The 19,367-nt window shown below is 67.7% G+C and carries 20 protein-coding genes; 8 read left to right on the top strand and 12 right to left on the bottom strand.

Annotated features, from left to right (window positions below; genetic code table 11):
* Positions 1 to 167 precede the first annotated feature (167 nt).
* Together AB7O82_RS21595 and AB7O82_RS21600 are read right to left on the bottom strand one after the other, a co-directional pair.
* Positions 168 to 563 carry a PaaI family thioesterase gene (locus tag AB7O82_RS21595; RefSeq protein ID WP_428556276.1) on the bottom strand — a complete coding sequence of 132 codons (396 nt, stop codon included), beginning with the start codon at positions 561 to 563 and terminating at the stop codon, positions 168 to 170.
* 13 nt (positions 564 to 576) lie between these two features.
* Positions 577 to 996, bottom strand: coding sequence for a hypothetical protein (locus tag AB7O82_RS21600; protein ID WP_428556273.1), 420 nt, complete (start codon positions 994 to 996; stop codon positions 577 to 579).
* 106 nt (positions 997 to 1,102) lie between these two features.
* On the opposite strand from AB7O82_RS21600, the gene AB7O82_RS21605 reads away from it, so the two are divergent.
* On the top strand, positions 1,103 to 1,951 hold the full coding sequence (locus tag AB7O82_RS21605) for a helix-turn-helix domain-containing protein (RefSeq protein WP_428556271.1): 849 nt from the start codon (positions 1,103 to 1,105) through the stop codon (positions 1,949 to 1,951).
* A 214-nt stretch (positions 1,952 to 2,165) separates the two neighbouring features.
* Here the strand turns inward: AB7O82_RS21605 and AB7O82_RS21610 are convergent, their stop codons facing one another.
* Genes AB7O82_RS21610 through hyfB form a run of 6 tightly spaced genes read right to left on the bottom strand, consistent with a single transcriptional unit; the run spans position 2,166 to position 9,248 of the window.
* Complete coding sequence (locus tag AB7O82_RS21610) at positions 2,166 to 2,681, bottom strand: NADH-quinone oxidoreductase subunit B family protein (protein ID WP_428556268.1); 516 nt, start codon at positions 2,679 to 2,681, stop codon at positions 2,166 to 2,168.
* A 10-nt stretch (positions 2,682 to 2,691) separates the two neighbouring features.
* The gene (locus AB7O82_RS21615) at positions 2,692 to 4,191 is read right to left on the bottom strand and encodes an NADH-quinone oxidoreductase subunit C (RefSeq protein WP_428620149.1); all 1,500 of its coding nucleotides are present in this window, start codon (positions 4,189 to 4,191) and stop codon (positions 2,692 to 2,694) included.
* A complete protein-coding gene (locus AB7O82_RS21620) occupies positions 4,188 to 5,624 on the bottom strand; it encodes a hydrogenase 4 subunit F (protein WP_428620151.1) in 1,437 nt (478 codons plus the stop codon). The genes AB7O82_RS21615 and AB7O82_RS21620 overlap by 4 nt, the downstream gene beginning before the upstream one ends.
* A complete protein-coding gene (locus AB7O82_RS21625; RefSeq protein ID WP_428550321.1) occupies positions 5,621 to 6,238 on the bottom strand; it encodes a hydrogenase-4 component E in 618 nt (205 codons plus the stop codon). Before AB7O82_RS21625 ends, AB7O82_RS21620 begins: the two co-directional genes overlap by 4 nt.
* Positions 6,239 to 6,276: 38 nt before the next feature.
* Positions 6,277 to 7,200 carry a respiratory chain complex I subunit 1 family protein gene (locus tag AB7O82_RS21630; RefSeq protein ID WP_428550319.1) on the bottom strand — a complete coding sequence of 308 codons (924 nt, stop codon included), beginning with the start codon at positions 7,198 to 7,200 and terminating at the stop codon, positions 6,277 to 6,279.
* 41 nt (positions 7,201 to 7,241) lie between these two features.
* On the bottom strand, positions 7,242 to 9,248 hold the full coding sequence (hyfB, locus tag AB7O82_RS21635) for a hydrogenase 4 subunit B (protein ID WP_428620152.1): 2,007 nt from the start codon (positions 9,246 to 9,248) through the stop codon (positions 7,242 to 7,244).
* 197 nt (positions 9,249 to 9,445) lie between these two features.
* On the opposite strand from hyfB, the gene AB7O82_RS21640 reads away from it, so the two are divergent.
* From AB7O82_RS21640 to AB7O82_RS21650, 3 genes are all read left to right on the top strand, one after another.
* Entirely contained in the window at positions 9,446 to 10,441 is a 996-nt protein-coding gene (locus tag AB7O82_RS21640) for a TRAP transporter substrate-binding protein (protein ID WP_428550310.1), read from the top strand.
* A 351-nt stretch (positions 10,442 to 10,792) separates the two neighbouring features.
* Entirely contained in the window at positions 10,793 to 11,308 is a 516-nt protein-coding gene (locus tag AB7O82_RS21645) for a TRAP transporter small permease (RefSeq protein WP_428550307.1), read from the top strand.
* Positions 11,305 to 12,624: a TRAP transporter large permease gene (locus AB7O82_RS21650; RefSeq protein WP_428550304.1), complete on the top strand. Its 1,320-nt coding sequence runs from the start codon at positions 11,305 to 11,307 to the stop codon at positions 12,622 to 12,624. Before AB7O82_RS21645 ends, AB7O82_RS21650 begins: the two co-directional genes overlap by 4 nt.
* A 96-nt stretch (positions 12,625 to 12,720) precedes the next feature.
* On the opposite strand, the gene AB7O82_RS21655 is transcribed toward AB7O82_RS21650, so the two are convergent.
* A complete protein-coding gene (locus tag AB7O82_RS21655) occupies positions 12,721 to 14,307 on the bottom strand; it encodes an alpha/beta hydrolase (RefSeq protein ID WP_428550302.1) in 1,587 nt (528 codons plus the stop codon).
* Between the two features lie 70 nt (positions 14,308 to 14,377).
* Here AB7O82_RS21655 and AB7O82_RS21660 point away from each other — a divergent pair, with 70 nt between their 5' ends.
* From AB7O82_RS21660 to AB7O82_RS21670, 3 genes are all read left to right on the top strand, one after another.
* Positions 14,378 to 15,628 carry an MFS transporter gene (locus AB7O82_RS21660; RefSeq protein WP_428550300.1) on the top strand — a complete coding sequence of 417 codons (1,251 nt, stop codon included), beginning with the start codon at positions 14,378 to 14,380 and terminating at the stop codon, positions 15,626 to 15,628.
* Complete coding sequence (locus AB7O82_RS21665) at positions 15,625 to 15,768, top strand: hypothetical protein (protein ID WP_428550297.1); 144 nt, start codon at positions 15,625 to 15,627, stop codon at positions 15,766 to 15,768. The genes AB7O82_RS21660 and AB7O82_RS21665 overlap by 4 nt, the downstream gene beginning before the upstream one ends.
* Before the next feature lie 238 nt (positions 15,769 to 16,006).
* A complete protein-coding gene (locus tag AB7O82_RS21670) occupies positions 16,007 to 16,342 on the top strand; it encodes a hypothetical protein (protein ID WP_428620153.1) in 336 nt (111 codons plus the stop codon).
* A gap of 34 nt (positions 16,343 to 16,376) precedes the next feature.
* Here AB7O82_RS21670 and AB7O82_RS21675 read toward each other — a convergent pair whose 3' ends face one another.
* From AB7O82_RS21675 to AB7O82_RS21685, 3 genes are all read right to left on the bottom strand, one after another.
* Positions 16,377 to 17,177 (bottom strand): SDR family NAD(P)-dependent oxidoreductase, encoded by an 801-nt coding sequence (locus AB7O82_RS21675; protein ID WP_428620154.1) that lies wholly within the window; start codon positions 17,175 to 17,177, stop codon positions 16,377 to 16,379.
* 10 nt (positions 17,178 to 17,187) lie between these two features.
* Positions 17,188 to 17,511 (bottom strand): hypothetical protein, encoded by a 324-nt coding sequence (locus tag AB7O82_RS21680; RefSeq protein ID WP_428554810.1) that lies wholly within the window; start codon positions 17,509 to 17,511, stop codon positions 17,188 to 17,190.
* A 265-nt stretch (positions 17,512 to 17,776) separates the two neighbouring features.
* The gene (locus AB7O82_RS21685; RefSeq protein WP_428554808.1) at positions 17,777 to 18,100 is read right to left on the bottom strand and encodes a hypothetical protein; all 324 of its coding nucleotides are present in this window, start codon (positions 18,098 to 18,100) and stop codon (positions 17,777 to 17,779) included.
* 231 nt (positions 18,101 to 18,331) lie between these two features.
* On the opposite strand from AB7O82_RS21685, the gene AB7O82_RS21690 reads away from it, so the two are divergent.
* Positions 18,332 to 19,360, top strand: a complete 1,029-nt coding sequence (locus AB7O82_RS21690) for an LLM class flavin-dependent oxidoreductase (protein ID WP_428554805.1) — start codon at positions 18,332 to 18,334, stop codon at positions 19,358 to 19,360.
* Positions 19,361 to 19,367 lie beyond the last annotated feature (7 nt).

Consider the following 19,367-nt stretch of genomic DNA (forward strand, 5'->3'; position numbering starts at 1 on the left):
TCGCCCTTTGGTCGGCAACAAATCCGATGTTGCAACACCGCTATTCCAGCGATCTGGTCTGTCGCGCATCCTTCGAGACGGTCGCTACGCGACCTCCTCAGGATGAGGACTTTGCTGGACCGGCCAAGTTGGCGCCTATGAGTGGCGCGCCCCCAGCAGTCACCCGGCTACAGCACCATCTGCGTCTGCGTGACCACGGCCACCAGCTTGCCTTCGGCGGTGGTCACCCGGGTCTGCCACACCATCGTCCGCCGGCCGCGGTGGATCGGCGTCGTCTCGCCGATCACCGTGCTGCCGACCGGGGCGGGACCGACGAAGTTGGTCTTGCTCTCGATCGTCGTGGTGCCCTTGCCCTCGGGCAGGTTGAGCACGGTGGCGGCGGCGCCCAGCGTGTCGGCGAAGGCCATCACCGCGCCACCGTGCAGGATGTCGGGCCGCGTGCAGAGCTCGGGGCGGACGACCATCTCGGCTTTCACACCGGCCTCGCTCGCGGCCACGAACTTCAGCCCCAGAACCTTGGCGAAGGGCAGTTGGTGATCGTTCAGGAGCTGAAGCTTGTCCATGGATGACATCCTCTCAGTGGGCGGCGCCGAGGCGGCGCAGGCCGAGATACTCCAGGATGGCGAGGTCGGCCACGATCACGGCGACCACGACGATGCCGGCGATGCCGGCGGTGGTCCACGACGCGGGCAGGAGCAGCACCAGTGCGCTGCCGGCGACCCAGGCCAGGTCGGCGGCGAATATGACGCGCGCCCAGGCCTGCGGCAGGCTGGGTCGCGACGCCACCCAGGCGCACAGTGCGCCGAAGCCGATCACGCCCACGCCCAGCAGCTCCAGCACCATGGCGAGGTCGAGACCCAGCAGCGTAACGGGGGCGTCCGCGGCGGCGCCGGCGAACGGCCCGGCGAAGATCGCCAGGATGGCGCCCGAAGCGATGGAGAAGACGGCGTTGCCCCACAGGGTGCGCCGCAGCAGCTGGTCGGTCGATGCAGTCATGACGTCCTCCTTGGTTGGACGCGCCACAAGTCGCATCGACCCTCCGCCGCAGCAATTACGGGGGAGGTAATCGGCGGAGCCGCGGTCAGATGCTAGGGTCCGCGGCATGATGCACCCCTCCCCTTCGACTCCGGTCGCCCCCGCCCCGTCCGATACGTTCGGACCGATGCTGCGCGCCTGGCGCCGTCGCCGCGGCGCCAGCCAGCTGGCTCTCGCCCTGCAGTCGGGCGTGTCGCAGCGTCACGTCAGCTTCCTCGAGTCCGGCCGCGCCAAGCCGAGCCGCGAGATGGTCGTCCAGCTCACCACCGCGCTCGACGTGCCGCTGCGCCAGCGCAACACCATGCTGCTGGCGGCCGGCTTCGCCCCCGTCTACCGCGAGAGCAGCTTCGGCGCGCCTGAGCTCGCACCGGTGCGCCAGGCGATCGAGCGCATCCTCCAGAAGCACGAACCCTATCCGGCCGTGGTCATCGACCGGCTGTGGAACCTCCTGCAGGCCAACGAGGCGGCTCAGGCCCTCACGGTGTTCCTGTTCGAGGGACCGCCGCCTGCCCCGCCGCCGGGCAAGAGCCCGAACCTGCTGCGCTGGCTGCTCGACCCCAAGGCGCTGCGCCACAAGGTCGCCAACTGGGAGGAGGTCGCGCGCTACCTGGTGTCGACCACCTACGCCGAGATCCTGGCCGACGGCGGCGAGCCCAAGGCGCTCGCCTTCATCGAGGAGATCATGGCCTTCCCCGACGTCCCCGCGTCGTTCCGCAGGCTGCGCTTCGAGGAGCGGCCGCCGCCGGTGCTCTCGGTCGACTACATGGTCGGCGGCAAGGCCCTGTCGGTCTTCACCACCATCGCCACCTTAGGGACCCCGCAGGACATCACACTGCAGGAAGTGCGCATCGAGTGCTTCTTCCCGTCGGACGATCGCAGCGACGCCCTGTTCAAGAGTCTCGCGGCGAAGCGCTGATTTCATTTTCCTCCCCAGCTCCGCTGGCGAGGTGTCGGCGTCTTACGCCGACGGAGGGATCATGCGCTGGGAGCGCGCCATTCCGATGGTGCTCTTCTTGTCGATCACACATCCTATGAGCGCCACAGGAGTGGCGCGCTCCCAGCACATGACCCCTCCGTCCTCGATTACGCGGACACCTCCTCCCCAAGCTTCGCTCGGGGAGGAAAACAAATCACGCCTGCACCTCCATCAGCGCCAGCAGGGCCTTGAGGATGGCGAGCGGCGCCGGCGGGCAACCGGGCACGTGCAGGTCGACCGGCAGGATGTCGGCGAGAGGACCGGCCACCGCCGGCGAGCCGGCGAACACGCCGCAATTGACGGCGCAGTCGCCCAGCGCCACGACCCATTTGGGTTCGGGTGTGGCGTGCCAGGCGCGCAACAGCGCCTCGCGCATGTTCCAGGTGACCGGGCCGGTGACCAGCAGCACGTCGGCATGGCGCGGCGAGGCGACGAACTTCAGGCCGAATCGTTCGGCGTCATAGACCGGGTTGTTGATGGCGTGAATCTCGAGCTCGCAGCCATTGCACGAGCCGGCATCGATCTCGCGGATGGCGAGCGAGCGGCCGAGCCGCTGGCGGCCGCGCTCACTCAGCGCACGCGCCGCCTCGGCGAGCGCTGCCGCGTCCGGCCCCGGTGACGGAATGGTCGCCTTGCCCTTCGACAGGGCATCGAGAAGGAACGATCTCACGGCCGCCGCCTCACAGATCGTGCCCCGAGTAGGAGCAGTTGAACGACTTGTTGCAGATCGGGAAGTCGGCAACGATGTTGCCTTCGATCGCCGCTTCGAGCAGCGGCCATTGAAACCAGCTGGCGTCGCGCGCATGGACATGGGCCAGCCGGCCGTCGGCCACGCGCACATCGACGAAGACGTCGCCGCGGAACGCCTCGACCAGGGCCGCCCCCTCGCCCGCTGTCGCAGGCGGGCGTTTGCTCGCGATCTCGCCCGGCGCCAGCCGACCGAGCAGCTGCGACAGGATCTTCACGCTCTCGCCAATCTCGTCCATGCGCACCAGCAGGCGGGCATCGACGTCGCCGCCGTCGCGCACCTTGAGCTCGAAATCGACGTGGTCGTAGGGAGCATAGGCGAACGACTTGCGCGCGTCGAAAGGCCGCCCCGAAGCGCGGCCGACGAAGCCGCCGGCCGCGTGCTGCCGGGCGAGCTCGCGGGATACGATACCCGTCGTGACCGTGCGATCCTGCAGCGACGGCATCGAGTCGTAGACCCGCAGCATCTCGTCGCGCGTCGCCTGCATCCGGCCGAGCAGGCCGCGGATCCGGCCGACGCCGTCGGGCGACAGATCGACCGCCACGCCTCCCGGCACGATGCAGTCCATCATCAGCCGGTGGCCGAAGCATGCACCCGCCACCGCGAGGACGTCCTCGCGCTGCACGGCGCAGCGGGCATGGATGGCGACGACGCTGGCATCGTTGCAGATGGCGCCGACATCGCTGATGTGATGGGCCATCCGCTCAAGCTCGGCCATGACGGCGCGCAACAGGATGGCGCGTGCCGGCGGCGTCCAGCCCAGCGCCGCCTCGACGGCGCGGGCGAAGGCCCAGCCGTAGGCCACCGTGCTGTCGCCCGAGATGCGCCCGGCGAGACGCGCGCCCTGCTCGATCGCGGCGCCTTCCATCAGGCCCTCGACGCCCTTGTGCACGTAGCCCAGGCGCTCCTCGAGGCGGACCACCGTCTCGCCGTTGGCGGTAAAGCGGAAATGACCCGGCTCGATGATGCCGGCATGAACGGGACCGACGGGGATCTGATGCAGCCCCTCGCCTTCGACAGGCAGGAACTCGTAACGTTCATCGTGCTGCCTGCCCGGCCAGCGGCCGTGATCGAGCCACGATCGCGGGTCGGGCAGGCCGACCGGCTGAACGCCGTAGAGGTCGCGCATCGCCCGCTCCAGCCGCAACGCCGGCCGGTGGCGGCTGGCGACCGATGGATAGCGCGCCGCCTCGGTCGGCAGTGCGACGACCGCGCGCACGCCCGCCGCCGGGTCGACCAGCGCCAGCTTCATGAATCCATGGTCCGCCCACAGCGACCCGAGATCGTGCAGACCGTCGGCGCAGCCGTCGCACAATCCCGACCAGGTCCCGGCATCGACCGGGAAGCGGAAGTAGCCGTCGGCGCCGGCCGTGCGGCCGGCGACGAGCTCGCGCAGGGCGAGCCCCCCTCCCGTCTTGGGAACCTCGCTCATCCCAGCAGCTCCGCGGCGCGCTGGAACCAGGCGACCAGCATCGGCGGCAGGAATATGCCGGCGGCGAGCACCAGCGCCAGATGCAGCATCACCGGCACGAACGACCCGTCGACCCGGTGGCTGGGGCCGACCGGCTCGCCGAAGACCGTGCCCTGCAGGCGCAGCAGCAGCGCGCCGAAGCCGACCAGCAGCCCGAAGGCCGGCAGCAGGGCCAGCCAGGGATCGCGGGCAAAGGTCGTCGTCAGGATCAGGAACTCGCTCATGAACACGCCGAACGGCGGCAAGCCCGAGATTGCCAGCACGGCCATGGCGAACAGGACGGCGAGGCGCGGATGGGTGACGCTGAGGCCCCGGATGTCGGCGAGGCGCTGGGTCCCCTTCGCCTGGGCAATATGGCCGACCGCGAAGAAGATGCCGGACTTGGTCAGGCTGTGCATGGCCATGTGCAGCAACCCGGCCAGATTGGCGAGCGGCCCACCCATGCCGAAGGCGAACACCATCAGGCCCATGTGCTCGATCGACGAGTAGGCGAACAGCCGCTTGATGTCGCGCCGCTGGTACAGCATGAAGGCGGCGAAGATCAGCGACACCAGCCCCATCACCACCATGATCTCGCCGGGGTTGAGCGCTTGCGGGTTCGCAGCGACCAGCATCTTGAAGCGCAGCAGCGCGTAGAGCGCGACGTTCAGCAGCAGGCCCGACAGCACCGCCGAGATCGGCGTCGGGCCTTCGGAATGAGCGTCGGGCAGCCAGGCATGCAGTGGCGCCAGGCCGACCTTGGTGCCGTAGCCGACCAGCAGGAAGATGAAGGCGAGGTCGAGGATCGCCGGGTCGAGGCGGGCGGCGGCGCCGTGCAGCAGGCTCCAGGTCATGGCCGGCACGCCTTCGCCCACGGCGGGCTGGCCGGCGAGATAGATCAGGATGGTGCCGAAGAACGCCAGCGAGATGCCGACGCTGGCCAGGATGAAGTACTTCCACGCCGCCTCGATCGCCTGCGGCGTGCGGTAGAGCCCGACCATCACCACGGTGATCAGGGTGGCGAGCTCCAGCCCGACCCACATCACGCCGATGTTGTTGGCGATCAGCGCCACGTTCATCGAGCCCATCATCGCCTGGAACATGGCGTGATAGAACCGCACGAAGGCCGGCGACAGGCGGCCGGACTCGATCTCGTGGCCGATATAGGCGGCGCTGAACAGCGCGGTCGTGAAGCCGACCAGGGTGTTGATGGCGACGAAGACGATATTGAACTCGTCGACGATCGCGTAGTCGCCGATGAAGCGGTCGGACGCCACCAGCCAGCCGCCGATCGCCAGCGTCAGCGTCGAGGCGATCACGTTCAGGACGGCGCCGACGCGGTACGACGGAAGCGCCACCAGCAGCAGGGCCGACGCGAAAGGCACCAGCACGACGAGTTGGTAGGGCTGGATCATCGGCGGTCGCCACGCATGCGATCGAGCGCCTCGATGTCGACCGTGTCGAAGCGCTCGCGGATGCGGAACACGAAGACGGCGAACACGAACAGCGCGATCAGCACCGAGAAGGCCACGCTGACCTCGACTACCAGCGGCATGCCGCGCGCGCCGGTCGCCGCCAGGATCAGACCGTTCTCCATCGACATGAAGCCCACGACCTGGGTCACCGCATTGCGGCGCACGATCATCATCAGGAAGCCCAGCAGGACGATGGCGAGCGCCAGCGCGAGCTCCTCGCGGGCATGGCTCGCGGTGCCGGTCGCCACCTTGGCGACCAGCGCCTGGGCGAGGCCGGTGAGCGCCAGGCCGACCAGCAGGGCCGGGCCGACGCCGACTACCTTCTCGACCTGACGATGGATACCGAGCCGCTCGACCATGCGGCGCAGCGCCAGCGGGATGACGATGCCCTTGAGGCTGAGCGCGATCAGGGCGGTGATGAACAGGTCGGGTCGATTGTCCGACCACGCGATCCAGGCGACCGCCAGGGCCAGCGTGATCGATTGCACCGCGAAGGCGTTCAGCACCGAGGCGACGCGCTCCTGATAGAGCAGGGCGAAGCTCGTCACCAGCATGGCGCCGGCCAGCAGGTGTGAGACGTCGTAGGCGCCGCTCACGCGACCGCTCCGCGGGTCAGGAACGCGAGCAGGATGGCGAGGAAGCCGAACACGAAGGCGACGCCGACGAACTCGGGCAGCCGGAAGACGCGCATCTTGGCGATGCTGACCTCCCACACGCCGAGCAGTGCGGCGCCCAGCAGGAGCTTGGCGGCCCATAAGGCCAAGCCGACCAGCCAGCCCACCACGCCGGCCGTCGCCGGCGCCATGCCGAAGGGCGCGAACAGGCAGATCAGCAGCGACAGATAGAGCACCAGCTTGAGGTGGCTGGCCGCCTCGATCATCGCGAGATGCCGGCCGGAATATTCCAGGATCATGGCCTCGTGGACCATGGTGAGCTCGAGATGGGTCGCCGGGTTGTCGACCGGGATGCGCGCATTCTCGGCCAGCGCCACGATGATCAGGGCGACCAGCGACAGGGCGAGCGAGACCCGCACCGCCCACGGCTCGGCGATGAAGAAGTCGGCCACGCCGGCCAGCCGGGTCGTGCCGGCGGCGATGGCGAGCGTCAGCACGATCAGCATCATCGCCGGCTCGGCCAGCGTGGCGATCATCATCTCGCGCGACGAGCCGATGCCGCCGAAGCTGGTGCCGACATCCATGCCGGCCAGCGCCAGCAGGGCGCGGGCGGCGCCCAGCAGTGCCACCAGCGCCACCACGTCGGCCGCCCAGTTGAACATCAGGCCGGAGGCGAAGCTCGGCACCAGCGCCGCCGCCACCCAGGTCAGCGCGAAAATCAGGTAGGGTGCGCTGCGGAACAGCCACGAGGCGCTCTCCGCGATCACCGACTCCTTGCGCAGGAGCTTGACGAGGTCGCGGTAGGCCTGCAGGAGCGGCGGTCCCTGCCGGCGCATCAGCCGCGCCTTGATCTGGCGGACGACGCCGACCGCGAGCGGCGCGATCAGCAGCACCATCGTCATCTGCGCGCCCTGCGCCAGGAACTGCAGGAGAAGATCGCCGATCACGACGTCACCGCCGCGATCGACAGCAGAATGACGAGGGCTGCGAACATCAGCGCGAGATAGCGGCGGATGGTGAGGAACTGCAGCGCATTGAGACGCTCGGACAGGCGGAGCACAAGCCGGCCGGGCAGGGCGTAGAACACCTGCCAGGCGTAGTCGACGGAAACCACCACAAGCCGCGCCGGGCGGCCGTCGCCCGGCGGCGGCATCTCGACCGTTTCCCGGGCGGCGAAAGCCGTCCTGCCGTACACGCGGCGCAGCGGCTGTGCGAAACTCGAGGCGGTGTATTGGGTGAGCGGCGACGGATCGGGAAAGCCGCAATCCCAGGCCGGGCCGCGGCGCGTGCGGCGCGCCGACAGGCGATGGACCACCGCCACGGTCGCCAGCGAGGCGATGAGGACGAACAGCGCGATCACCGGCGCGTCGTAGATGCTGCGCTCTGGATCGAAGGCAATGAGCGAAAACACCGTCGGGCCGCTGCCCTCTTCCGGCAGAGCGCTGCCGACCGTGTGGACCAGCACCGGTCCCAACGCCCAGGCCAGCACGCTGCCGAGCAGCCCGCCCAGCACGCACAGCACGGCAAGACCACCCAGCGCGACCTGCTGCACCAGCGGCGCATCGTGCGCCGCCGCTGCCTCGGCGCTGCGCGGCCGGCCGAGAAAGGCCGTGCCGTAGACCCGCACGAAGCAGGCCGCGGCGAGCGCCGCCGCCAAGGCCAGCATGGCGCCGATCGCCGGCGAGGCGAAATGCAGAGGTGCCTGCGGCAGGCCGGGAGCCGCCATGACCGCCTGGAACAGCAGCCACTCCGAGACGAAGCCGTTGAGCGGCGGCAGCGCGGCGATGGAAAGCGCGCCGACCAGGAAGAACGCCGCGGTACGCGGCATGCGCCGGATCAGGCCGCCCAGCCCGTCGAGATCGCGCCGCCCGGTAGCGTGCAGGACGACCCCGGCGCCAAGGAAGAGCAGCGACTTGAACCACGAATGGTTCAGGCAGTGCAGCAGCGCGGCCGCCATCGCCACGGCCGCCGCGCCGTCCTGGCCGTTGGCGCGGAAGGCCAGCGCGAGGCCGAGCGCCACGAAGATCACGCCGACATTCTCGATGGTCGAATAGGCAAGGACGCGCTTGAGATCGCCATCGAGCACGGCATAGAGCAGGCCAAGCACTGCCGTCAGGGTGCCGAGCACGATCGGCGGCAGCGCCCACCACCAGGCGGGCTGACCCAGCAGATCGAAGACGATGCGCACGAAGCAGTAGATCGCCACCTTGGTCATCACGCCGCTCATCAGGGCCGAGACATGGCTCGGCGCCGCCGGATGGGCGAGCGGCAGCCAGGCATGCAACGGGATGAGACCGCCCTTCGAGCCGCAGCCGACCAGCGCCGCCAGCAGGATCAGCGCGGCGACCAGCGGCTGCGGCACCTGGTTGCGCATGGTCGAGAAGGCATAGCCGCCGGCCTGCCCGGCGAGGCCGCCGAAGGCGAACAGCAGCGCCACCGTGCCGATCGCCGCCATGACGAGGTAGAGGTGGGCCGCCCGCCGGCATTCGGGGTCGGTGTGGCGCGCGATGACCAGCCCCCATGAGGCGAGCGACATCAGCTCCCAGGAAAACAGGAAGGCGTAGGCATCGTCGGCCAGCAGCACGAGGTTCATCGCCGCGACGAACAGCGCGAACAGCGGTTCTACGCGCGGCGTCAACTCCGTGGCGCGATCGAGCCCCATGCCATAAAGGCTGGCCGCCAGCACACCGCCATTGATGACGAGGCCGAAGAAGGCCGACAGCGCATCGAGCCGCAGATGCAGGCCGATGGTCGGCAGGCCGACCGGCAGGTGCGCGGTGTCGACGCCGCCGCCAAGCAGAACCTGCAGGTCGACGATGCCCAGAACCGCCGCCGCCGCCGCGCTCGCCGGATAGACGAGCGCCAGGGCCCCTCCCCGCATGGTGGCCGCAAGAATGGCGGCGACAGCCAAGGCTCCCAACGCAGCGGCTGACGCGTACAAACTCAGCAAGGCCGTTCCATGGTCAGATCGTTGGTGTGCATACTACTGTTTTTTTGTGTCCAATCTACGCCGTTTGTGCTCGCCCGATCGCTTGCGGCAACATGCAGCAAGAATCGTGCTTTGTGGAACGACAGCCCGTTCGCGGGCATAGTGCGCGCCAAGGTCCGCCGCCCGCAACTACCGTGGACCAAGGGAGGAAAATATCGATGTACCGCAGAACCCTGCTCGGCGGCCTTGCCGCCACCAGTCTTGCCGCGCCGTTCATTGGCGCCGCCCGCGCCCAGGCGCCGATCACGCTCAATGGCGCCGTCCAGTTCAATGACGATCACGCCTTCAACAAGGCGCTGCTCAGGTTCGAGGAGCTGGTGAAGAAGTACTACGGCAAGCCGGTCAACTTCGTGCTCCACCGCAACTCGTCGCTCGGCCTGGAGAAGCAGTATTTCGAGTACATGGCGCAGGGCAAGGCGGTCGACTACGCCATCGTCTCGCCGGCCCACATGTCGACCTTCTCGCGGGCCGCGCCGTTCATCGACGCGCCGTTCCTGTTCCGCGATCTCGCACACTGGAACAAGGTTCTCGATGCCGACCTCCTGAAGCCGGTGGCCGACGAGATCGCCCAGAAGGCCGATGTCCTGCTGATCGGCTATGCCGGCGGCGGCACGCGCAACATCTTCGCCAACAAGCCGGTGTCGAGCCTGGCCGAGATCAAGGGCCTCAAGGTGCGTGTCCAGGGCGCGCCGATCTGGTCGAAGACGTTCGCGGCGGCCGGCATGTCGCCCACCGTCATCGCCTACAACGAGGTCTACAACGCCATCCAGAACAACGTCATCGCCGCCGGCGAGAACGAAGCGGCCGGCGTGGAGTCGATGAAGTTCTACGAGGTGGCGCCCAACCTCGCGATGACCCAGCACGCCATCACCATCCGGCCGATCTGCTTCTCCGGCAAGACCTTCAAGACACTGCCGAAGGACCTCCAGGACGCTATCGTCAAGGCCGGCAAGGAAGCCGGCGCCTACGGGCGGCAGGTCGAGAGCTCCGAGGACGAGCAGAAGCTGGTCGCGCTGGAAAAGGCGGGCAAGCTGAAGCGCATCGCGTTCAAGGATCGCGCGCCGATGAAGAAGCTCGTCGATCCGGTGATGGAAAGCTACGCCAAGGAGATCGGCGCCGATGCGATCTTCACCAAGATCGTGGCCCTGAACTGAGCAGTGCTGCGCATCGTCTTTCCTCTCCATAGGCGTTAGAGCAGAAGGAAACCTCATCCTGGGGAGCGCCCGCAGGGCGCGTCTCGAAGGATGGGCGACACAGGAGATCGTTGGAAAAGCCGTGTCGCAACACCCTCGCCGCTGCCGACCAAAGGGCGAAGGTTACTTCGCCCGAATCGAGACGCGGCCCTCCGGGCCGCTCCTCAGGGTGAGGTCCCTTTGTAATCTAACGCCCATGGTGCACCTCCCCCGATTAGGCGCTGTTTACAGCGCCCCAGGGGGAGGCGAATTGCCCACTCAGGTTGTGTCGTTCCAGCCGCCCAGGCGTTTCCCCTCTTCCACGGTCCGTTGATGTCCATTTCCATTGCCCCGCCACACGGCTTGTGGCGTCGCTTCAGTGCGGGCTACGCGCGCCTTCTGACTGCGCTGCTCGCCTTCTCCGTGGCGATCCTCGTCGTCCCTGTCACGCTGCAGATGATCTCGCGCTACACCGACCTGATCCCGGCCTATATCTGGACCGAGGAGATGGCGCGCTTCCTGTTCATCTGGATGATCATGATCGGCGCCATGGTCGGCGTTCGCGAAAGCGCGCATTTCGAGGTCGATGTCTGGCCCACCCTGCCACGGCGTGGCGAGGCGATCGTGCGAATCCTGGCGCGCCTCGGCATCCTGGCGATGGCGCTGGTCTTCGTCGTGGGCGGCATCGAGTTCACGCGCTTCGCATGGTATCGCACTTCGGAGCTGGCCGAGCTGCCGCTCTGGCTGATCCATGTCGCCTGGCCAGTCGCGGGCGTCACGTGGATCGTCTTCGTGGGCGAGCAGCTGCTCGACGAGGCCCGCATCGCGCTCGGCCGGACCGCATCATGACCGGTTCGGTGCTGAGCTCGGCGCAAGCCGCCGGGATCCTGTTCGGCGTCTTCTTCTTCCTGCTGGTCCTGCGCGTACCGGTCGCCTTCGCGCTCGGCTTGGCCTGCCTGCCGCTTTTCTACATCGAGCCCAGGCTGTCGACCATGATGCTCGCGCAGGAGACCTTCAACGCCTACAACTCGTTCATCCTTCTGGCGGTGCCGTTCTTCCTGCTGACGGCCAACCTGATGAGCATCGGTGGCATCACCGACCGGCTGGTGGCGCTGTCGCGCGCGCTGGTCGGAAGCTGGCCGGGATCGCTTGCCCAGATCAATGTCGTGCTCTCGGTGTTCTTCGCCGGCATCTCGGGCTCCTCGACGGCCGACGCGGCAAGCCAGAGCAAGATCTTCATCGATGCCCAGACCAAGGAGGGCTACGACCTCTCCTTCTCGGTCGCCATCACCGCGGTGTCGGCCGTCCTCGCCGTGATCATCCCGCCGTCGATCCTGATGATCGTCTGGGGCGGCCTGATCTCGACCTCGATCGGCGCGCTCTACCTCGCCGGCGTCGTTCCCGGCCTGCTGATCGCCGGAGCGCAGATCGCGACCGTGCACATCTATGCCGTGCGGCGTGGCTATCCGACCTACCCGCGCTCGAGCTTCCGTCAGCTGCTGTGCGCGATCTGGGTGTCGATTCCGGCCCTGATGACGCCGTTCATCATCGTCGGCGGCATCCTGCTCGGCTGGTTCACGGCCACCGAATCGGCCTGCGCCGCCGTGCTCTACTCGGCGGTGCTGTCGATCGTGGTCTATCGCGAGATGGGCCCGCGCGAGCTGTTCAAGGCCCTGCTCGACACCGGCCGGCTGGCGTCGGTGGCGCTTTTCTGCATCGGCACGGCGAGCGCCTTTGGCTGGCTGCTGGCCTACTACCGGATCCCCCAGGAGCTGCTGGCCGACGTCGCGACCTGGGGCATGGGCGCGATCGGCGTCGGCTTCTTCATCGCCTTCGTGTTCCTGGTGGTCGGCTGCTTCCTCGACGCCATCCCCGCCATCATCATCGTCGGCACGGTGCTGGAGCCGCTCGCCAAGTCGGTCGACATGAACCCCATCCACTTCGCCATCGTCTCGATCGTGGCGCTGGCCTTCGGGCTGGTGACGCCACCCTATGGCCTCTGCCTGATGATCTCCTGCGCCGTTGCCGGCGTCCGCCTGCGCTTCGCCCTGAAGGACACCCTGATCATGCTGGTGCCGATGATCCTGGTGCTGGCGGCGATGATCGTATGGCCCGACATCGCGCTTTTCCTGCCCCGCCTCATCGTGCCGGACCTCATGAAGTGACGGATCAGTTCATGTTCTTCCGGACCGCGAGCGTCTCGCTCGCTCAAGTTTATGAGCGAGCGAGACGCTCGCGGTCCGAAAGAGCATGACTCCGAATCATGGCAGGTTGCGCGCGCGCTCGTAGGCGGCAGTGAAGTTGAGCGGCGTGTCGGGGCGGCAGGCCAGCGCCCGCTTGGGGTCGGGATCCTCGATGAAGGAATCGCGCAGGCGGCCGGCGCAGGGATCCTGCACGGCGACGCCGTGACCCAGGGAGCGGAACAGGACATGGCGCGAGGACGAAAGGTGACGCGCTGCCTCACGGCCCCAAGCCGGCGGCGTCAGCCAGTCGTACATCCCGCTCAGCAGCAGGGTCGGAACGGCGGACTTCACGGGCTGGCGTTCCGCCGCCGGCGCCGGGGCCACCCGCCAGATCGGGCAGAAAGTCGGGGACTTGCTGGCGCGCGCGCTGAGGCCATAGACACCCCGCGCCTCGATCGCGCGCCGGCGCGCCGCGCGATCGACCGCTCCCCACGTCTCGCGGCATTCGATGCTGTTGTAGAGCCCGTCGAACTGCTGGGCGTTCTGCTCGAGCAGCCCGCCGTCGCTGTTCTCCAGGTCCTCGGCGAACAGCTTCAGGAGCCGCGTGTCGCCGTGCAGCGCCCCGATCACCGCTTCGGGAATCAAGGCCGCCTCGCTCTCGCGCATCATGTGCAGCAACACCATCAGGAACTTGGCGCTGTCGAGACGGACGGGCTGCGGTCCATCATCGAGCTGTAGCGCGATCTCGACCGGCTTCTGGTCGGCCGCCAGGATTGCGCCTTCGACGGTCTGGCGCAGGCCGGGATGGCGTTCCCGGCACAGCACGTCGGCATTGCAGTCGGCGTAGAGCTGCTCGAAGGCGCGACGCACCACCTCGGCCTCGTTCTGCTCGCCGTTGACCTGCGGCGGATAGACGCCGTCGAGGACGGCGGCCCGCACCAGGTCGGGATGGCGGCGCATCACCTCGAGACCCCAGCGCGTTCCATAGGACACGCCGTAGAGGTTGATCTTGGCGAGCGACATCGTGGAGGCGAGGTCGGCCACGTCATCGGCCAGCGCCGGAGTCGAGTACATCGTGAGGTCGATCTTCTTGCGATCCAGGCCGCTCCGGCAGCGCACCAGGATGTCGCGCTCCTGCTGCTCGGTCACCTCGCGGCGGCGGACCTTGGCCGATCCGTAGGTGCGCGGATCGAAGCAATCGAGATTGGGTGTTGAACCGCCGGCGCCGCGCTGGCTCAGGATGACGACGTCCCGCCGGCGACGGATGGACGCGGTTTCGTTCCACCAGTCGCCCTCGGACAGGGCATCGGCCCCCGGCGTCGAGGCGATAAGGGGTGCATCGCCCGGGCCACCCGACAGGTAGAACATCGGCTCGGCGCTGGCGGTGCGCTTGGCCTTCAGGACGGCCGCCTTCAGGCGGACCTCGCGCCCTTCCGGCTGCTCGCGATTCTCCGGCACGGTCAGCACGAAGCACTCGACCCGATCGCCGCGCGGCGGCTTGAAGACGCAGCGTTCGCGCTCGAGCCGCGGCGTGGCCAGCGCTGTGCCGGCCAGCACCGTGCCGGCAAGCGCCAGCACGACGATCGCCAGATCACCCCACGATGCCCTGCCGAGCCACGGTCCCATCATGGACGTGTTGTGCCACATCGGAGCTTGTGACGGCATGAAGTAATTCTATGGAAAGGCCGCGGGCCTGCGACTTGTCATGGCGGCTGCGCGACCGCAAGTTGGCAAAATGAGTACCCGTTCATACTGGACCGCCGTGTGGTGCGGTTTTTTCGTCCTCACCATCGGCCTGGGCGTGCGTCAGAGCTTCGGCATCTTCCTGAAACCCATTTCGGCCGAGCTGGATGTCGGTCGCGAGCTGTTCTCCTTCGGCACGGCCCTGTCGATGCTGTTGATGGGCGTCATCGCGCCCTTCTCCGGCCGGCTGTGCGATCGCTTCGGCTCGGCGCCCACCATCGCCGCCGGCGGTCTCGTCTATGTGCTGGGCCTGGTCGTGACAGCGGCGATGCACGATGGGTTCATGCTCATCGTCGGCAACATCCTGGTCGGAATCGGCCTGTCGGCGGCCTCCTTCGGGCCGATCCTGGGGGTGATCCTGCGGGTTGCACCCCCCGAGAAGCAGGCGCTGGCGATCGGCATCTGCTCGGCCGGCAGCTCGTTCGGCCAATTCTTCATCGTGCCTCTGGCCGCCGTCCTGCAGAACTACTTCGGCGACTGGCGACCGGCCATGTGGGTTCTGACCTTCATCGCCGTATCGATGCTGGTGCTGCCGATCTGGCTGAACGACAGCAAGGAGATCGCTGCCGCACGCAGGACGGCGAGCGGCAGGCAGACTGTCGGCGAAGCGCTCGCCGAGGCGTTCGGCCAGCGCAGTTATGTTCTGCTCGTCACCGGCTATTTCGTCTGCGGTTTCCATGTCGCCTTCCTGGGCGGCCATCTGCCGGCCTACATCTCCGACAAGGGCGTCGGGCTGTCGCTGTTCGGCGTGCAGCTGTCGCCCGCCGAACTCGGTGGCTGGGCGATAGGCCTGGTCGGCCTGTTCAACATGGCGGGCGCCATCATCTGGAGCTCGCTCGGCGCGTCGTACAAGCGCAAGAACCTGCTCACTCTTCTCTACCTGCTGCGCTCGCTGACCTTCCTGATCTTCATCATGGTGCCGGTATCGGCCGCGTCGGTGCTGCTGTTCTCGGCCGCGCTCGGCTTCCTGTGGCTCGGCACCGTGCCGTTGACCACGGCGCTGGTCGGTTACATCTTCGGACCGGTGCATCTCACCATGCTGAACGGCATCGTGTTCTTCGGCCACCAGGTCGGCAGCTTCTTCGGCGGCTGGGGCGGCGGTCGACTGTTCGACCTGCAGGGCAACTACGACATGATGTGGTGGATCTCGATCGCGCTGGGACTCATCGCCGCCCTGATGCATTGGCCGATCGTCGAGGAACGCCTGTCGCGGCCGGCGCTGGCGGCAGCGCAGCCCGCATGACGGCGGCCGGCAGCTGGCGGTCCCTGCTGGCGTGGGGCGGCGTCTGCCTGCTGGTGGCGGCGATCGCCGTGTCGTTCCTGATGTGGGGCCTGAACGGCCCGGCCTATCTCGTCGATCTGATCGCCGCATACTGTCTGTAATCCGCGTCGACTCGATTCCCGATCGAACCGACGCGCTCGATCCGGATCGAGACAGGCGAGATGGTCGGTCGCCACTTGTCTGGAGCGCAGACACGCCGCAGTCGGTCCGCGTTCGCAATACTTCCGCGACCTGATTCGGACACAAAATCGCAACCAAAAAATCCCGCGGCAGGCCCGTCACGCAACGCCGGCGAGCAGCGTTCCTCCGATGTCTGACAACCAACGAAGGAAGACGAACATGCTTCGCACGACCCTGGCTACCCTCGCCCTGATTGCGGCTGCAGGCGTGGCGCACGCTCAGACGTCACCAACAACTCCTCCGACCGCACCCAGAGCTCCCGACACGCGGACAATGCCGGGTGGGACCGGCACGTCGCCAGGCATGGCCACGCCGGGCACGAAGGCGGCGCCGACGACCGCCAGCTCGGCCAAGGCCGCCATCGAAGCCAAGGGCTATACCGGCGTGAAGAGCCTGTCGCGTGATGCTGCCGGCAACTGGTCGGCCAAGGCCGTGAAGAACAACCAGGAAGTCGCCGTGGTGCTGGACGCCAGCGGCAACGTCAAGGAGCAGTAGGCTCCAGCGCCGATCGCGGCAACGGCGAGGCGGCTCACGCCTCGCCGTCGCTGAGCCCGATGCGCGGAAAGCGCGGCAGGGTGCGGCCGCCATCCATCACGATCATCTGACCCGTCACGAAATCGAAATCCGGCGAGCAGGCCAACACGGCCATGCGGCCGATCTCGTCCTCGGTCACCAGGCGGCCGAGCGGCGTGCCGGCGATTGCCGCGTTCTTGTACGCCGGCATCGAATCGGTGCGGGTGCTGGCGATCTGGCTGGGCACGATGGCATTGACGGTGATGATCGGCGCCAGCTCGAGCGCGAGGCTCTGGGTGAGGTGGAGCAGCGCTGCCTTTGCCAGCCCATAGACCGAATGGGTCCGCACGAAGCCCGACGTCGCGCCGATATTGACGATGCGACCCCAGCCCAGCTTTTCCATGCCGGGCGCGACGCGCTGCGCCAGCAGGTAAGGCGCCTTCAAATTGACCGCCATGATCTGGTCCCAGGTGGAAGGCGCCAAGGTGCGATAGGGCGCATCGGCGAACGGCCCGGCGTTGTTGACCAGAACCGAGACCGGCCCAAGCCGGTCCTCCACGGCGGACACCAGCGAGCCTGATTCACTGTCCCGGGCGAGATCCGCATTGAACGCGCGTGCAATACCGCCTGCCGCGCCAATGCGGGCGACAACGCCGAGCGACGCTTCGATGCTCGAGCGGCAATGGACAGCCACATGGGCGCCATGGCGGGCAAACTCGCACGCAATGCTGACGCCTGCCCCGGACGATGAGCCGGTCACCAGCACGACCTTGCCGGCAAATGTCGCGGCGGGATCCGTCGTTGCATGGTCTGTCATGGCGAGGTCCTCATGGATCGACCAGAACCGTCCATACCGATTTGGTCTTCGATCGATCGAGGTACTTGTCGTACAGCTCGGTGATCAGGTCCTTGCCCAGCGTGGCGATCTCCGCCTCGTAGGTGGCGCGGTCGGTTATCTCGATGCGCTCGAGATAATTCCACGGCCCGCCGCCCATCTGCCCGACCACCTCGGTCAGGCGATGCGTGCGGTAGCTGATGATCGACTTCAGTTTGCCGGCCACGACGTAATCGACCTCGCGCTCGTAGCGCTCGTAATCCTCGCGACTGACACCGGGCTTCAGCGCGGCGAACACATATCTCACGATTGCCATGTCATTCTCCCACGAGACCCGTTGCTCTCATTTCTCCTCCCCAGCTCCGCGGGGGAGGTGTCGCCGTCTTCGGCGACGGGGTCATACTCATGCGGGCCGCGGGCGTCCTGCCCGCTCTTCTCATGAGCGGGCGGGACGCCCGCGGTCCGGAAGACCATGACCCCTCCGCCTGCCTGCGCGAAGCCGAAGCGGCTTCGCTTCGGCGAAGGCAGGTCCGCGAAGACGCGGACACCTCCCCACGCACGGCGTGGGGAGGAGAACGAGGTCACGGCTCGATCAGCTCCGACCACAGCGCCACCGTCTTCGAGCGGTCGAGATACCTGGTGTAGAGCAGGTCGAGGAATTCCTTGCTGCCCGTCGCGGCCTGTTTTTCGTAAGCGTCCCGGCTGGTGACCTCGATCCGTTCCATGAAGTCCCACGGCCCGCCGTCGATGCCCATGTCCATGCCGGTGATGCGGTGCGTGCGGTAGCTCACGATCGACGGATTCTGCGCCGCCTTGACGTAGTCGACCTCGCGCTCGAAGCGCTCGAACTCATCGATCGGCACGCCGGGCTTCAGCGCGACCAGGACATAGCGAACCACGGCCATCGGTTTCCTCCTTGGTCGGCCATCGGCCGCGAGGGCGGGCCGTCCGAATGAGCGGAAAGCTCGGGCGACGTCCGCCTCCTCGACGATGGATTGGAGATACATCACCGCCGCGCGCCTCGCCAGACGACAGGACAGCGGCCGGCGAGGCTCACGAGTTGACGGGGCGGCGCTGCCGGACCGACAGTGGGTCGCCAGGAAGCGATCAAATCTGGCCGGAGGGAGCAGCCGACGATGTCGCTCGAACTGTTGATGCTGGGCAACGTCCCGATCGGGCAGATGGTCGAACGCGCGAAGCTCGCCGAGGCGAACGGTTACGACACGCTGTGGGTCGCCGACGAGCGCTTCTATCGCGAGGTCTATTCCTGCCTGGCGGTGCTGGCGCTGCACACCACGCGGGTCAGGCTCGGTACCTGCGTCACCGACCCGTTCGCCCGCCATCCGGCGCTGACCGCGATGGCGATCGCCACCCTGGACGAGATCTCCAGCCGGCGCGCCGTTCTGGGTGTCGGCGCCGGCATCTCGGGCTTCTCCGAGCTCAGCATCGTGCGCAGGAAACCGGCAGTGGCCATGCGCGAGATGATCGAGATGGTCCGCAGCCTGCTGCGGGGCGAGCCGGTCGACTACAAGGGAGAGGTCGTCTCCCTGGCCAACGGCAAGCTGAGCTTCAAGCCCGGACGGGCCGACATTCCGGTCTATGTCGCCAGCAACGGGCCGCTCGGCCAGCGCATGACCGGCGGCATCGCCGACGGCGCCATCATGGAAGGTTGCGGCTCGGTCGAGGAGGTCGGTGCCTTCCGCGAGGTGCTGGCCCAGGGCGCGCGCAAGCGCGGCCGCGATCCCGGCGCGGTGAAGGTGGTCGCCCGACTCAATGCCTGCGTCTCCACCGATGGCAGGAAGGCGCGCGACGCCGTCCGTCCCTTCGTCGCCCGCATGCTGGCGGCCGGACGACTCAAGTTCATGACCGCCGAGAAATGCGGCCTGACGCTGCCGGCCGAAGCCATCGCACCGCTCGCCAACGTCGCCTACGCGGCCGGCGCAGCGCCTTACGCGCCGCTGCTGCCGCTCATCACCGACCGCCACGTCGATGCCTTCACCCTGTCGGGCACGGCCGACGAGATCGTCGACCACATGGCCGCGCTCAAGAAGGCCGGCATCGATTCCTTCATCATCATGCCGTTCGCCCCGGAAGGCGGCACGGCCGAGGAGACCCTGGTCCAGATGGGCTCGTCCGTCTGGCCGCGCGTGCAGAAGCAGAGCTGAGGGCCCG

Source organism: Reyranella sp., assembly GCF_050185545.1.
Lineage (GTDB): Bacteria > Pseudomonadota > Alphaproteobacteria > Reyranellales > Reyranellaceae > Reyranella.

Coding starts and splice junctions, on each gene's coding strand:
- AB7O82_RS21625 (WP_428550321.1), bottom strand. CDS start 6,238: ATGCTGGTGACGAGCTTCGCCCTGCTCTATCAGGAGCGCGTCGCCTCG.
- AB7O82_RS21600 (WP_428556273.1), bottom strand. CDS start 996: ATGACTGCATCGACCGACCAGCTGCTGCGGCGCACCCTGTGGGGCAAC.
- AB7O82_RS21595 (WP_428556276.1), bottom strand. CDS start 563: ATGGACAAGCTTCAGCTCCTGAACGATCACCAACTGCCCTTCGCCAAG.
- AB7O82_RS21655 (WP_428550302.1), bottom strand. CDS start 14,307: ATGCCGTCACAAGCTCCGATGTGGCACAACACGTCCATGATGGGACCG.
- AB7O82_RS21690 (WP_428554805.1), top strand. CDS start 18,332: ATGTCGCTCGAACTGTTGATGCTGGGCAACGTCCCGATCGGGCAGATG.
- AB7O82_RS21650 (WP_428550304.1), top strand. CDS start 11,305: ATGACCGGTTCGGTGCTGAGCTCGGCGCAAGCCGCCGGGATCCTGTTC.
- AB7O82_RS21645 (WP_428550307.1), top strand. CDS start 10,793: ATGTCCATTTCCATTGCCCCGCCACACGGCTTGTGGCGTCGCTTCAGT.
- AB7O82_RS21670 (WP_428620153.1), top strand. CDS start 16,007: ATGCTTCGCACGACCCTGGCTACCCTCGCCCTGATTGCGGCTGCAGGC.
- AB7O82_RS21640 (WP_428550310.1), top strand. CDS start 9,446: ATGTACCGCAGAACCCTGCTCGGCGGCCTTGCCGCCACCAGTCTTGCC.
- AB7O82_RS21675 (WP_428620154.1), bottom strand. CDS start 17,177: ATGACAGACCATGCAACGACGGATCCCGCCGCGACATTTGCCGGCAAG.
- AB7O82_RS21665 (WP_428550297.1), top strand. CDS start 15,625: ATGACGGCGGCCGGCAGCTGGCGGTCCCTGCTGGCGTGGGGCGGCGTC.
- AB7O82_RS21685 (WP_428554808.1), bottom strand. CDS start 18,100: ATGGCCGTGGTTCGCTATGTCCTGGTCGCGCTGAAGCCCGGCGTGCCG.
- AB7O82_RS21620 (WP_428620151.1), bottom strand. CDS start 5,624: ATGATCCAGCCCTACCAACTCGTCGTGCTGGTGCCTTTCGCGTCGGCC.
- AB7O82_RS21605 (WP_428556271.1), top strand. CDS start 1,103: ATGATGCACCCCTCCCCTTCGACTCCGGTCGCCCCCGCCCCGTCCGAT.
- AB7O82_RS21660 (WP_428550300.1), top strand. CDS start 14,378: ATGAGTACCCGTTCATACTGGACCGCCGTGTGGTGCGGTTTTTTCGTC.
- AB7O82_RS21615 (WP_428620149.1), bottom strand. CDS start 4,191: ATGAGCGAGGTTCCCAAGACGGGAGGGGGGCTCGCCCTGCGCGAGCTC.
- AB7O82_RS21630 (WP_428550319.1), bottom strand. CDS start 7,200: ATGACGATGGTGCTGCTGATCGCGCCGCTCGCGGTCGGCGTCGTCCGC.
- AB7O82_RS21680 (WP_428554810.1), bottom strand. CDS start 17,511: ATGGCAATCGTGAGATATGTGTTCGCCGCGCTGAAGCCCGGTGTCAGT.